Genomic DNA, 13,575 nt, shown 5'->3' with positions numbered 1-13,575 from the left:
AGAAGCACAGAAAGGGGCTAGCCTGTGAAAACAAAGACACTGTTCATATTCAGTGCCATTTTAACCCTATCGATATTTGCGCCAAATGAAACCTTCGCACAAACAGCAGACAACTTGGTTGAGCCGAAAACCATAAATGCAGAAACTGCACAATTCTCGACGAAGAAGCTAAGGAAGGTAGATCAGATGATAGAACGGGATATTGCAGCAGGATTTCCAGGCGCCGTTCTTGTGGTGGTGAAGGATGGACGCATCATAAAAAAAGCAGCATACGGCTACAGTAAAAAGTACGAAGGATCAGAACTGCTGCGCCGTCCGGCCAAAATGAAAACCCGCACGATGTTTGACTTAGCCTCAAATACAAAAATGTACGCAACAAATTTTGCATTGCAGCGCTTAGTCAGCCAAGGAAAACTTGACGTCTATGAAAAAGTTTCTGCATATTTGCCGGGTTTCAAGGATCAGCCGGGTGACCTCATAAAAGGAAAAGACAAGATACGTGTCATCGATGTCCTCCAGCACCAATCAGGGCTCCCATCAAGCTTTTACTTTTACACGCCGGAAAAAGCCGGCAAGTACTATTCCCAGGAACGGGACAAAACGATTGAATATTTGACGAAAATTCCGCTCGATTACCAAACTGGGACAAAGCACGTATACAGTGACATTGGATATATGCTACTCGGATGTATTGTCGAAAAACTCACCGGCAAACGGCTTGATGTCTACACGGAGCAAGAGCTCTACAAACCGCTCAGGCTGAAGCATACCTTGTACAATCCGCTGCAAAAGGGCTTTAAACCGAAACAGTTCGCAGCTACTGAACGCATGGGCAATACACGTGACGGCGTTATTCAATTCCCTAACATCCGCACAAACTCGCTGCAAGGAGAAGTGCATGACGAAAAAGCGTTTTACTCAATGGATGGCGTGTCTGGGCATGCCGGATTGTTCTCAAATGCAGATGATATGGCCATACTGCTGCAAGTCATGTTAAACAAAGGTTCATACCGAAATATTTCTTTATTTGATCAGAAAACAGCCGACCTGTTTACAGCACCTTCAGCAACAGATCCGACATTCGCTCTTGGCTGGAGGCGGAATGGAAGTAAAAGCATGGAATGGATGTTTGGCCCTCATGCCAGTGAAAATGCTTACGGGCATACCGGCTGGACGGGGACAGTTACAATTATTGATCCAGCATACAATTTAGGCATCGCATTGTTAACAAATAAAAAGCATACACCAGTTATTGATCCGGAAGAAAATCCAAACGTCTTTGAGGGTGATCAATTTGCAACAGGCAGTTATGGAAGTGTCATAACCGCGATTTATGAAGCGATGGAGTGAATGATTAGACGATAGGAGGAAGTTTCTATGAGACCTGTCTTTCCGCTTATCCTTTCAGCCGTTCTCTTTCTTTCATGCTTTTTCGGGGCCAGACAAACAGAAGCCTCTGCATCCAAACGTGCAATCGATGCCAATCAGATTGTCAATCGTATGTCTTTAGATGAAAAACTCGGCCAGATGCTGATGCCTGATTTTAGAAATTGGCAAAAGGAAGGCGAGTCCTCTCCGCAAGCCCTTACAGAAATGAATGATGAAGTCGCCAGCCTCGTCAAGAAATATCAATTCGGAGGCATCATCCTTTTTGCAGAAAATGTAAAAACAACAAAACAAACTGTCCAGCTGACAGACGATTACCAAAAGGCAAGTCCAAAAATCCCGCTCATGCTGAGTATTGATCAGGAAGGCGGCATTGTAACGAGGTTAGGGGAGGGCACTAATTTCCCAGGGAATATGGCGCTGGGCGCAGCCAGAAGCAGAATCAATGCGTATCAGACCGGCAGCATCATTGGGAAAGAGCTCTCTGCCTTAGGCATCAATACAGATTTCAGCCCTGTCGTGGACATTAACAATAATCCTAATAATCCTGTAATCGGCGTACGGTCATTCAGCTCCAATCGAGAACTGACATCACGCCTCGGTTTATACACGATGAAAGGGTTGCAGCGGCAGGATATCGCGTCTGCCCTCAAACATTTCCCGGGACATGGAGACACGGACGTTGACAGCCATTATGGACTGCCGCTCGTTTCCCATGGCCAAGAACGGCTTCGTGAGGTCGAGCTTTATCCTTTTCAAAAAGCAATTGATGCTGGTGCTGATATGGTGATGACAGCCCATGTTCAATTCCCTGCCTTCGACGACACCACATACAAAAGCAAACTCGATGGATCGGACATTCTGGTTCCAGCTACACTTTCAAAAAAAGTGATGACAGGTCTTCTTCGTCAGGAAATGGGCTTTAATGGTGTGATCGTTACCGATGCACTCAATATGAAGGCAATCGCAGATCATTTCGGACAGGAAGAGGCTGTGGTCATGGCCGTAAAAGCTGGTGTCGATATTGCATTAATGCCAGCCTCAGTCACTTCAATGAAAGAAGAACAGAAATTCGCACGTGTTATTCAAGCTTTGAAAGAAGCCGTGAAAGACGGGGATATTCCTGAACAACAAATCAACAAATCAGTTGAAAGAATCATTTCTCTGAAAATAAAACGCGGCATGTATCCAGCGCGAAACAGCGACAGTACAAAAGAAAAAATAGCCAAAGCCCAAAAAATCGTAGGAAGCAAGCAGCACCTGAAAGCAGAGAAAAAAATAGCTGAAAAAGCAGTAACTGTATTAAAAAATGAACAGCACACTTTGCCGTTCAAGCCTAAAAAAGGCAGCCACATCTTAATTGTGGCACCTTACGAAGAACAAACTGCTTCAATCGAACAAACCATTCACGATCTCATCAAGCGAAAGAAAATCAAACCCGTATCTGTCGACAATATGAATTTTGCCAACCAAGTATTTAATGCCGAGCATGCAAAACAAGTAAAAAAGGCTGATTATATCATAACCGGCTCCTATGTCGTCAAAAATGACCCTGTCGTCAACGACGGTGTCATCGACGACACAATATCAGATTCAAGCAAATGGGCCACCGTGTTTCCGAGAGCTGTCATGAAAGCCGCACTGCAGCACAACAAACCATTTGTCTTAATGAGCCTGCGCAACCCCTATGATGCAGCCAATTTCGAAGAAGCAAAGGCACTGATTGCAGTCTATGGCTTTAAAGGATACGCAAATGGCCGTTATCTTCAACCTAATATTCCGGCCGGAGTGATGGCGATTTTCGGCCAGGCAAAACCTAAAGGCACACTTCCAGTTGACATCCCATCAGTCACGAACCCGGGGGACACCCTTTATCCATATGGCTACGGATTAAATATCAAAACGGGAAAACCGCTTTAATAAGGAGGGACACATGAGAAAAACAATATTCGCTTTTCTGACAGGGCTCATGATGTTCGGAACGATAACCGCTGCCTCTGCTTCACCCGATGACAAGAATCAAACAGCTAAAAAACCTAAAGTCCAGACTGGTATAGACACGCTCTTGCCAGACTATAAAAAAAAGCTCAAGGGAAAACGCATCGGACTGATCACCAATCCAACCGGAGTAAACGCATCTCTGAAAAGCAGTGTCGATATTCTTTACGAGAACCCAGATATCAAACTGACAGCTTTATTCGGCCCTGAACACGGCGTCCGCGGTGACGCCCAGGCTGGAGACGAAGTAGGCTCTTACATTGACGAAAAAACCGGGGTTCCCGTATACAGCCTCTACGGAAAAACGAAAAAACCGACTCCAGAAATGCTGAAAAATGTCGATATTCTAATGTTTGACATTCAGGATGTCGGGACCCGTTTCTACACGTACATTTATACAATGGCATACGCAATGGAAGCCGCTAAAGAAAACGGCATTCCATTTATGGTGCTGGACCGTCCGAATCCTCAAGGCGGGAATCATATTGAAGGACCAATCTTAGAACCTGAATACGCCTCATTTGTCGGATTGTATCCCATTCCATTGAAGCATGGGATGACGATAGGCGAATTGGCTTCACTGTTCAACAAAGAATTTAGTATTGATGCTGATCTTACAGTGGTAAAAATGAAACACTGGAAACGAAAAATGGATTTTGACGATACCCGATTGCCTTTCGTCCTCCCTTCGCCTAACATGCCGACGGTGGAAAGCACATTTGTTTATCCTGCAATCGGGCTGATTGAAGGAACAAATATATCCGAAGGGCGTGGGACAACAAAGCCATTCGAATTGATCGGAGCTCCCTTTATCAAAAGCACAGAACTTGAAGAAACATTAAACAGCCTCCATTTGCCGGGCGTTACATTTAGGGCAGCATCCTTCACACCGACGTTTTCTAAACATCAAGGAACGCTTTGCCACGGTGTGCAGCTCTATGTGACAGACAGAGATAAGTTTGAAGCCGTTAAAACGGGTCTTTCAGTCATTAAAACCATACACGATCTCTATCCTGAGGATTTTGAGTTCCTGTCAACAGGTTCATTCGATAAACTGGCAGGCAACGGCTGGATCAGGACAAAAATTGAAAATGGAACTTCGGTTGAGGACATCATAAACAGCTATGAAAAAACAGTCCAACAATTCAGCAAAACAAGAAAAAAGTATCTCATTTATTAGAACATAAGCATCGTATGTTACACGTGTAACATATTCTTATTGAACGAAAGACCCTTACTTTTACACATAAGTAAGGGTTTTTTTCATGCTAAAAACCCACTCGCTTTATATAGGAAAACTTTCATTTATTTGGTACAATTTTTATTGAAAATGATTATCAATTGAACGTTTCTGAAAAGGTGGTCTACTCGTGCAAAATGCAGTGATTTATCAACCGGTACAAATTGAATATCTAAAAAAGACAAGTGATCTCTTCTCAGAACAGCAATTAGCCGATTCATTCGTGCTGATTTTTCATTTAAAAGGAAACGGCTATATTTCGATCGGAACAAACACCAATCCTCTGCAAAAAAAGACACTTTATGTTTGTCCACCTAACGATACCTTTGGCTTTACGCCAGCAGCCGATGGACATATAGATGCCTGTCTGATCAGGCTTCAAAGCTATATCAAGGAAACCGGACAAGATATTTTCACACCGTGCACAGAATCGGAATTAGCCAACCTGAAGCTTATGAATGTTTCACATATCGAAAATCTTGCAGTCCGGCTTCAAGAGCTTGCCGCACTATGGAATGAATCGTCTCAGCTTTCTCAGCTAAAATGTGTGATTGAAGTACAAAGCCTGATTTATGACCTTTTTACTGCCAGTTTATCTGATCAAACGGATACACATTCAGCAATCGAAAAAACAAAACACTATATCGAAACTCATGCCGATACAAAAATCACGCTTGCCCAGCTGTCGCAAATGGCAGGAATCAGTGCCAAACACTACAGTGAAAGCTTTAAAAAATGGACAGGACAGAGCGTAACAGAATTTATTACGAAAACACGAATCACAAAGGCAAAACGGCTCATGGCAAAATCAAACTGCAAATTGAAAGAAATCGCACATCAAACCGGTTATCAAGATGAATTTTATTTCAGCAGAATCTTTAAAAAATATACAGGCTGTTCACCTACAAGCTATATGAAAAAACGCCGAAAGAAAATCGCCGCATACGGAAGGGGCACAATGGGCCATCTCATCCCTCTTCACCACATACCTTTTGCGGCCGCTCTGCATCCGAAATGGACGTCTTACTACTATCAGCATTATTCGACAGATATACCCGTCCAGCTCAGTGCATACCGGTTTAATGAAAAGTGGGAAGAAAACCTGTACACGTTATCACAGGCAGAACCAGATGTGATTGTCAGCATGGATTCTATTTCCCCAGAAGAACAAGATCGCCTGAATCGCATCGCAGAAGTCATGTACCTTCCTTCAAGAGAAAGCTGGAGAACCCACTTTCTCCAAACTGCCTCATTTTTAAAGGAGGAGTCCGAAGCAGAAAAGTGGCTAGCGGATTATGACCAGCAGACAACAGCCGCCAAAAAAACACTTCAGCACGTCCAAGGGTTGCGTTTTCTCTTTTTGAGGCTGCATAAGCAAAACTTCTATCTGGCTCATAACCGAAGTGTCCGCGAAGTTTTCTTTGGGGATTTAGGATTCAGCTCGGCAACAACGGCTGACACACCTTCAGAACAAGCGATTTCGTTAGAAAATATCGCAAATTACCAAGCTGACAGTATGATGCTTTTTCTTTTTAAAGAGCCGGAGACCATAGCTTACTACCAGCAATTACAGCAGACAGAAGCATGGCAAAACCTAAGCGCGGTACGGAATAACCGTGTTTATCTTCTATCCCTTGACCCGTGGAATGAATACTCAGCTTGCGGGCACGAACGCATCGTTCAGCAAACTGTTTCTTTACTATCCGGAGATTGTCCATGATAAATCAGGAATTTGTCCATGGTGTTATATCTGTTCATTCTCTATAATTCCAATTGATAATAGTTATCAATTGAACAGGAGGCTCTATAGATGAAAAAGATATCTCTCACCTTATTAATCTTGCTTCTCGCGCTGACAGCGGCAGCTTGCGGCAGTAAAAATGAATCAACTGCCAGCAAGGCAAGCGGCACAGCATCTGAGAAGAAGAAAATTGAATACCTTGATAAAACATATGAAGTAACTGTACCGACAGACAAAATTGCCATTACGGGAAGCGTTGAATCAATGGAAGACGCGAAATTGCTTGACGTTCATCCGCAAGGCGCAATTTCATTCTCCGGCAAATTCCCTGATATGTTCAAAGACATCACTGATAAAGCCAAACCAACCGGAGAAAAAATGGAGCCAAATATTGAAAAGATTCTTGAAATGAAGCCAGATGTTATCCTTGCTTCAACAAAGTTTCCGGAAAAAACGCTTCAAAAAATCAGCACAGCAGGCACGACGATCCCAGTTTCTCATATCTCTTCAAACTGGAAGGAAAACATGATGCTGCTTGCCCAGCTGACTGGAAAAGAGAAAAAAGCAAAGAAAATTATTGCAGACTATGAACAGGATCTAAAAGAAACAAAAACAAAAATCAACGATAAAGCGAAAGATTCAAAAGCGCTTGTCATCAGAATCAGACAAGGCAACATTTACATTTACCCTGAACAGGTGTATTTCAACTCCACACTATACGGTGATTTAGGCCTTAAGGCGCCGAACGAAGTAAAAGCTGCAAAAGCGCAAGAGCTGATTTCATTAGAAAAATTAAGTGAAATGAACCCGGACCATATTTTCGTCCAATTTTCTGATGATGAAAATGCAGACAAACCTGATGCCTTAAAAGATTTAGAGAAAAATCCAATCTGGAAAAGCCTTAAAGCAGTCAAAGAAGACCATGTGTATGTCAACTCAGTGGACCCTCTCGCACAAGGCGGCACAGCTTGGAGCAAAGTCCGTTTCCTGAAAGCGGCTGCTGAAAAATTGACACAAAACTAATTCAGAGTAGGTTTTTGTATGTATTCAAAACAGTGGACACGTATCATATTGATTACTTCTCCATTCGCTATAGCGCTGTCACTTTTGCTTTCAATCCTTTATGGGGCAAAGCATCTTAGCACAGATATTGTTTTTACATCTCTTATTCATTTCGATCCGGGAAACACAGACCATCAAATTATATGGCACTCCCGGATTCCAAGGGCTGCCGGCGCTCTGCTCATAGGGGCAGCCCTTGCTGTTTCTGGAGCGCTTATGCAGGGCATTACGCGCAATTATTTAGCTTCGCCATCCATTATGGGTGTTTCAGATGGTTCAGCGTTTATCATTACGCTTTGCATGGTTCTGCTCCCGCAATCATCTTCGATTGAAATGATGATATACTCTTTTATCGGCTCAGCGTTAGGAGCGGTGTTAGTATTCGGCCTTGCCGCCATGATGCCAAACGGATTTACCCCCGTGCAGCTCGCCATCATCGGCACAGTCACAAGCATGCTGCTCAGCAGCTTATCAGCGGCCATGTCGATTTATTTTCAAATTTCTCAGGATCTCAGTTTCTGGTACAGTGCCAGACTTCATCAAATGAGTCCAGATTTCCTGAAGCTTGCCGCTCCGTTTTTCCTGATTGGCATTATAATGGCCATTTCTCTCAGCAAAAAGGTAACCGCTGTATCATTAGGGGACGACATTTCTAAAAGCCTGGGGCAAAAGAAAAAAACCATTAAAATCATGGCGATGCTTTCCGTCATCATTTTAACCGGCAGTGCCGTAGCGCTGGCCGGAAAAATTGCGTTTGTCGGGTTGGTTGTTCCGCATATCACGAGATTTCTCGTCGGCTCTGATTACAGCAGGCTGATTCCGTGTTCCTGTATTTTGGGCGGAATCTTTTTAACCCTGTGTGATCTCGCAAGCAGATTTATCAACTATCCGTTTGAAACACCGATTGAGGTCGTAACATCCATTATCGGCGTACCTTTCTTCCTTTATTTAATTAAACGAAAAGGAGGGGAGCAAAATGGCTAAAAAATATGCATTGTTCATCGCTTTGATTCTTGTTGTCAGCTATTTCAGCTTAACGAGCGGATCATTTTCTGTTCGTCCTGCTGAGCTGCTCTCCACTCTTTTTCAAATCGACCCGAATCCGCAGTATGAAATTTTGCTGTTCGATTTAAGACTGCCGCGGGTTGTCATGGCTGCTATTATTGGACTCGGTCTTGGCATTGCAGGCGCTGTTATCCAGGCCATCACGAGAAACGGGCTTGCTGACCCTGGAATTCTCGGAATCAACGCAGGGGCAGGAGCTGGCATTGTAGCGTTTATGCTCTTATTCCAAGGCCAGAAGGAAGTGACATCCATAGCTGCAGCGATGGGAATGCCGCTCTTTGGATTGATAGGCGGGCTCATCGCGGCGATCCTGATTTACATATTTGCATGGCACAGAGGCAATTTAGATTCAGGAAGAATTATTTTGGTAGGGATTGCGATCAATTCAGGATTCAGCGCCCTGTCTTTGTTTTTATCTTTAAAAATGGACCCGCAAGACTATCAAATGGCCATGGTGTGGAAAAACGGAAGCATCTGGTCTGCCAACTGGACGTATATTACAGCTGTACTCCCATGGATGCTGCTGTTTATACCGATTCTTATCGGCAAATCCCGCCTGCTCGACACCATTCGTTTTGATGAAGACACAGTCAGAAGCCTCGGTATTTCATCAAATAAAGAAAAAACCATCCTTCTCGTTGCCTGTGTAGCAATCATCAGCGCCTGTGTCTCCGTAGCGGGAAGTATGGCGTTTGTCGGCTTAATTGCTCCCCATATCTCACGGAGACTGGCTGGCGTCGAACATCGCTATATCCTGCCACTGAGCGGTTTAATCGGGATGCTTCTTGTGATAAGCGCAGACTTTGCCGGAAAACTGTTTTTTCAGCCCGCAGAAGTGCCCGCAGGCATCATTTTGGCGATCCTCGGAGTTCCTTATTTCTTATATCTGCTTTTCAAGCAAAAAAAGGGGGAGAATGCTTGAAAGGATCTCTTTCAGAACACAAAGCCGGCAACAGGAGGTTCACGCTGTACCTCCCTCCTTCCTACAGCACAGACAGCGGGGGATTTCCTGCTGTTTACGTGCAGGATGGCAGTTCTTTGTTCCAAAACCAAATCGAATTACTAGAAAGCGCCTTTCAACAGCAAAGGCTCCCTGAACTCGTGCTGATCGGTATCGAACCCGAAAACCGGCTTGATGAATACACCCCATGGCCGGCTGCATCACTCAGTGATCGGTTCACGGACTTCGGCGGAATGGGATATCACTATCTGTCTGATATAACGAACCAGTTCATTCCGCTAATCGAAGAAAACTGGAACGTCACCAGGGAACCGCAGTCAAGAGGAATGATCGGTGCCTCATTAGGCGGCCTCATCTCAATGTTCGCCATATTAAAATATCCGTCAATGTTCGGGAAAATAGGCTCTATATCAGGTTCATACTGGTACGAGAACGCAGCGGAAACCATTCATATATCTTCTTTAAAGCCCGGCACTGCACGTGTTTTCATGTCTATCGGGAGTGAAGAAGGCCGTGAAAAACAATCCATTCAGCGACATATGCTGAAAAAAACAAAGCAAGTTCATCAAAGTCTAAAAGAAAAAGGCTTCACTGAAGACCAGTTGTGTCTTTCAATTGAAAAAGGAGCGGTGCACCACCACAAGTATTTCTGCAAACAGTTCATCAACGCGCTCGAATGGCTATACGGAAAAAACCGCTCAACCCTATGAGCGGTTTTTTTATGCCTTCTGCAACATTGGTTTTAATTCAAAACGATTCAGCATATAGCCAAACAAAGCAGCCAATATCTGCTGAAACAGCATGCCGATCACAACAGGAACGGCAACCTGAGACGGGAAGAACGTAACGGCAAGAACTGCGCCGGCACTAATATTCCTCATGCCTCCCGTAAATATAAGAGAGACTATTTCCTCTTGCCGCCTTTTCATCATTTTTCCGATCAGCCAAGCAGCGGCATAACCTGTTAACGCGATAAAGAATACCGTTACAGCTATTCCTGCAAATCTCAAATCAATGGATTTGAAATAAGGAGCAATCGCTGAACTGTTAATCGCAATCACTGCCATCAAGCAAAGCTTTGAAAAAGGCGACAGCGCACTGCTCACAAACGCAGTTCTTTCTGGAGATGACATCTGATTAAACAGCATGCCCAAAAAAGAAGGAATCACGACCATTACAATCAGACCTTTCATCATTCCCCACACATCCATGTGAACCTGAGCGCCGGCCAGCAATGAAAGACTCAGCGGTACGATTAGCGGTGACAGCACAGTATCAACTAAAATAATCGAAAGTGTCAAACCGACATTCCCTTTGTACATCGCTGCCCAAATCAAGCTTGTAATCCCCGTAGGAATCACAACAGCCAATGTTAAACCGGTAATCGTCAAAGGATCACCTTTAAATATAAGATGGCCGCTGCCCCAAGCAAAAAGCGGCATGAAAATATGAAGAACGAATAGTGCAAGAATCATAGGGAGAGGATGAGACAATGCATGTCTCAAAGATTGAAAGTTCGCGCTCAAACTGCCTGCAAACGTAATAAAAGCAAAGATCCAAGGCACAGCCCATTCATACCCATTTAAAAACTGAGACAGCAGCACGCCCAGCACCACACTAGTCGGCGTTAACAGCGGCATCACTCTCCCCAATACACGGTTCAGCTTCTGAAGCATCATATGCAAGTCCCCTATTTAAAATTTCTCTTCTCTCTATTATATCAATGCTGCTTAAGTGTATGTTATATAAAAAAGCCCAGATCTCATTCATCTGGGCTTCTCTATTTTATGCCATCTGTTTCATTAGAGATTTACTCGCTTTATTCAAACCTTTTAACTCAGCTTCAATGCCTTGTTCCTTAAACTTCGCAACAATCTTATCAAGTGCGGCCGCACCAGAATCGTCCCATACGTGAGCTTCAGTTAAGTCAATCACAACCCGCTCAATATCCTCTTGATATATAAACGCATTCGTAAGATCAGTCACTGACGCAAAAAAGATTTGCCCCTTCACTTGATACGTTCTAAGCTTTTGATCCTCTGCATGAGAAACGATTTTCAGCTTCGAGATTTTTGCTACAAAGAACACGGCACTTAAAAGAACACCGACAAATACACCCTTAGATAAGTCATCCGTCACAACAACCGTAACCACAGTCACAACCATGACAATCGAGTCCGTGAGCGGCGCTTTTTTGAGACCTTTTAAAGAAGACCAATCAAAAGTGCCGACAGACACCATAACCATTACAGCTACTAACGCCGCCATTGGGATTTTCACCACGACATGACTTAACACCGCAATTAAAAACATCAGAAAAGCACCGGCAACAAATGCTGACAAACGTCCGCGACCGCCCGCTTTTGTATTAATGACAGATTGTCCGATCATAGCGCAGCCTGCCATTCCGCCAAAGAATCCAGTCACGATATTCGCAATTCCCTGTCCGCGGCTCTCTTTATTTTTATCACTATCCGTATCCGTCATTTCATCAATAATCTGTGCTGTCAGCAAAGATTCAAGCAACCCGACAAACGCTAAAGCAATTGAATAAGGAAAAATAATTTGCAGTGTTTCAAAGGTAAACGGAACATCAGGGATTAAGAAATGAGGCAATGAACTAGAAATATTGCCCATATCACCAACCGTCCGCACATCCACATGGAAAGTGACCGCAATAATTGTCATCACAATAATCGCCACAAGCGGAGACGGAACAGCAGTCGTAAACCTTGGCAGCACATAAATAATAACCAACGACCCGGCAAGCATCGCATACATGCTCCAAGAAGCACCTTCAAACTGGGGAAGCTGCGCAGAGAAGATAAGGATCGCCAGCGCATTCACAAACCCGATCATCACAGAACGCGGGATGAATTTCATTAATCTTGCAATTTTACTGATACCTAAAATCACCTGAATAATGCCTGTCAAAATCGTAGCCGCAAATAAATACTGAAGCCCATGATCAGCAACCAGCGACACCATAACGACTGCCATTGAGCCTGTCGCAGCTGAAATCATGCCAGGTCTGCCACCAAAAATAGAAATAATAATGGCTATGCAAAATGACGCATAAAGACCGACCATCGGATCCACACCGGCTATAATAGAAAAGCCAATCGCTTCAGGTATTAACGCTAACGCAACTAAAATGCCAGCAAGAATGTCTTTTCGGATATTCCCGAACCATTGCTGTTTTAATGTAAAACTATTATTCAAATATAACGACTCCTTTTTAGTAAAAAATAAATCCGCACCATATCTATTGTATTGGGAGCTTTTTTTATTTTACGGGAGAAAATGAAAAGAAAAACGACCGGAGAAAACGGGGAAACGTTGAGTATATTGTATTGAGGCAAGGAGTTGTCATACAAAGAGTATCATAATAAATTTTTATCAATTACGCAAGATGATTGCTGAAGAAAAAAATGGCTCAAATATAGTCTGAGACATTTTATCATATCCGGATGAAACCAAGAATCGTTTTAATGACAGTAATATCTTTTCTCTCATTTGGCAACCCGAGCTGGTTTCCGAAAAAATAACCTATCATCATTATCTCAGGCTGATAAATATGAGCGGCCTCATTTAACTCTGTATTTTGGCAATCAATAAAACAGCTTTTGCAGGGATTATTCTTAGTTTTTTCTTAGGACTTATTTATGGCCGGCATGTTCGCCATTATTTTATTGTCACCAATCAATTTTATCATGGAAAAACAGAACAAACGACAAGCATGCTGTTCGCTGCCAATGGATTGGCGGCTCTATCCTGCCAATCGCAGTCGGATGGAGTCTGGATGAGTCTCCCGTACAAACTGCATTTTGATTATTTATGACTCTCATGTTGATCATGCTAGGGATTGTATTGGAATTCAAAAGTATTAGAAAACTTTAAAAAGCAGAAGCTTGATAAAATGGATACTGACGAAAGCAAATCGGCACAGATATAAAACAAAAAACCCAGCTCAATGAGCTGGGTTTAAGCTTGCTTGGCGGCGTCCTACTCTCACAGGGGGAAACCCCCGACTACCATCGGCGCTGAAGAGCTTAACTTCCGTGTTCGGTATGGGAACGGGTGTGACCTCTTCGCTATCGCCACCAAACAAATTGAGAGTGT

11 protein-coding genes and 1 rRNA gene are annotated in these 13,575 nt (G+C 43.5%); 9 read left to right on the top strand and 3 right to left on the bottom strand.

Annotated features, from left to right (window positions below):
- The first annotated feature begins 24 nt into the window (after positions 1-24).
- The 8 genes from amiE (at position 25) to MKY50_RS01125 (ending at position 10,163) form a co-directional block, all read left to right on the top strand.
- Complete coding sequence (gene amiE / locus MKY50_RS01160; RefSeq protein WP_341116032.1) at positions 25-1,350, top strand: N-acetylmuramoyl-L-alanine amidase; 1,326 nt, start codon at positions 25-27, stop codon at positions 1,348-1,350.
- A 27-nt stretch (positions 1,351-1,377) separates the two neighbouring features.
- Entirely contained in the window at positions 1,378-3,306 is a 1,929-nt protein-coding gene (gene nagZ / locus MKY50_RS01155) for a beta-N-acetylhexosaminidase (protein WP_341116031.1), read from the top strand.
- 13 nt (positions 3,307-3,319) lie between these two features.
- The gene (locus MKY50_RS01150) at positions 3,320-4,564 is read left to right on the top strand and encodes an exo-beta-N-acetylmuramidase NamZ family protein (protein WP_341116029.1); all 1,245 of its coding nucleotides are present in this window, start codon (positions 3,320-3,322) and stop codon (positions 4,562-4,564) included.
- Between the two features lie 190 nt (positions 4,565-4,754).
- Positions 4,755-6,344, top strand: coding sequence for a bacillibactin transport transcriptional regulator Btr (gene btr / locus MKY50_RS01145; protein ID WP_341116027.1), 1,590 nt, complete (start codon positions 4,755-4,757; stop codon positions 6,342-6,344).
- A gap of 90 nt (positions 6,345-6,434) precedes the next feature.
- Positions 6,435-7,388, top strand: coding sequence for an iron ABC transporter substrate-binding protein FeuA (gene feuA / locus MKY50_RS01140; protein ID WP_014478641.1), 954 nt, complete (start codon positions 6,435-6,437; stop codon positions 7,386-7,388).
- 18 nt (positions 7,389-7,406) lie between these two features.
- On the top strand, positions 7,407-8,411 hold the full coding sequence (locus MKY50_RS01135; protein WP_003234979.1) for a FecCD family ABC transporter permease: 1,005 nt from the start codon (positions 7,407-7,409) through the stop codon (positions 8,409-8,411).
- The gene (feuC, locus tag MKY50_RS01130) at positions 8,404-9,414 is read left to right on the top strand and encodes an iron ABC transporter permease FeuC (protein WP_003234980.1); all 1,011 of its coding nucleotides are present in this window, start codon (positions 8,404-8,406) and stop codon (positions 9,412-9,414) included. The genes MKY50_RS01135 and feuC overlap by 8 nt, the downstream gene beginning before the upstream one ends.
- The gene (locus MKY50_RS01125) at positions 9,411-10,163 is read left to right on the top strand and encodes an alpha/beta hydrolase (protein WP_003234982.1); all 753 of its coding nucleotides are present in this window, start codon (positions 9,411-9,413) and stop codon (positions 10,161-10,163) included. Before feuC ends, MKY50_RS01125 begins: the two co-directional genes overlap by 4 nt.
- 9 nt (positions 10,164-10,172) lie before the next feature.
- Here MKY50_RS01125 and MKY50_RS01120 read toward each other — a convergent pair whose 3' ends face one another.
- A complete protein-coding gene (locus MKY50_RS01120) occupies positions 10,173-11,093 on the bottom strand; it encodes a bile acid:sodium symporter family protein (protein WP_010886390.1) in 921 nt (306 codons plus the stop codon).
- A gap of 145 nt (positions 11,094-11,238) precedes the next feature.
- Positions 11,239-12,675, bottom strand: coding sequence for a SulP family inorganic anion transporter (locus tag MKY50_RS01115; RefSeq protein WP_003234986.1), 1,437 nt, complete (start codon positions 12,673-12,675; stop codon positions 11,239-11,241).
- Positions 12,676-13,057: 382 nt separating this feature from the next.
- On the opposite strand from MKY50_RS01115, the gene MKY50_RS01110 reads away from it, so the two are divergent.
- Positions 13,058-13,294, top strand: a complete 237-nt coding sequence (locus tag MKY50_RS01110) for a hypothetical protein (protein WP_003234987.1) — start codon at positions 13,058-13,060, stop codon at positions 13,292-13,294.
- 151 nt (positions 13,295-13,445) lie between these two features.
- Here MKY50_RS01110 and rrf read toward each other — a convergent pair.
- A 5S ribosomal RNA gene (rrf, locus tag MKY50_RS01105) occupies positions 13,446-13,561 on the bottom strand.
- Positions 13,562-13,575: the final 14 nt, after the last annotated feature.

Source organism: Bacillus sp. FSL R7-0685, from assembly GCF_038002425.1.
Lineage (GTDB): Bacteria > Bacillota > Bacilli > Bacillales > Bacillaceae > Bacillus > Bacillus subtilis.
Note: the sequence above shows the minus strand (reverse complement) of the source record. Positions and strands in the feature narration are given on the sequence as shown.

Excerpts from the sequence above, each read along its gene's own strand:
- nagZ (WP_341116031.1), top strand. The coding sequence starts at position 1,378 with ATGAGACCTGTCTTTCCGCTTATCCTTTCAGCCGTTCTCTTTCTTTCA.
- MKY50_RS01150 (WP_341116029.1), top strand. The coding sequence starts at position 3,320 with ATGAGAAAAACAATATTCGCTTTTCTGACAGGGCTCATGATGTTCGGA.
- feuA (WP_014478641.1), top strand. The coding sequence starts at position 6,435 with ATGAAAAAGATATCTCTCACCTTATTAATCTTGCTTCTCGCGCTGACA.
- MKY50_RS01135 (WP_003234979.1), top strand. The coding sequence starts at position 7,407 with ATGTATTCAAAACAGTGGACACGTATCATATTGATTACTTCTCCATTC.
- feuC (WP_003234980.1), top strand. The coding sequence starts at position 8,404 with ATGGCTAAAAAATATGCATTGTTCATCGCTTTGATTCTTGTTGTCAGC.
- MKY50_RS01120 (WP_010886390.1), bottom strand. The coding sequence starts at position 11,093 with ATGCCGCTGTTAACGCCGACTAGTGTGGTGCTGGGCGTGCTGCTGTCT.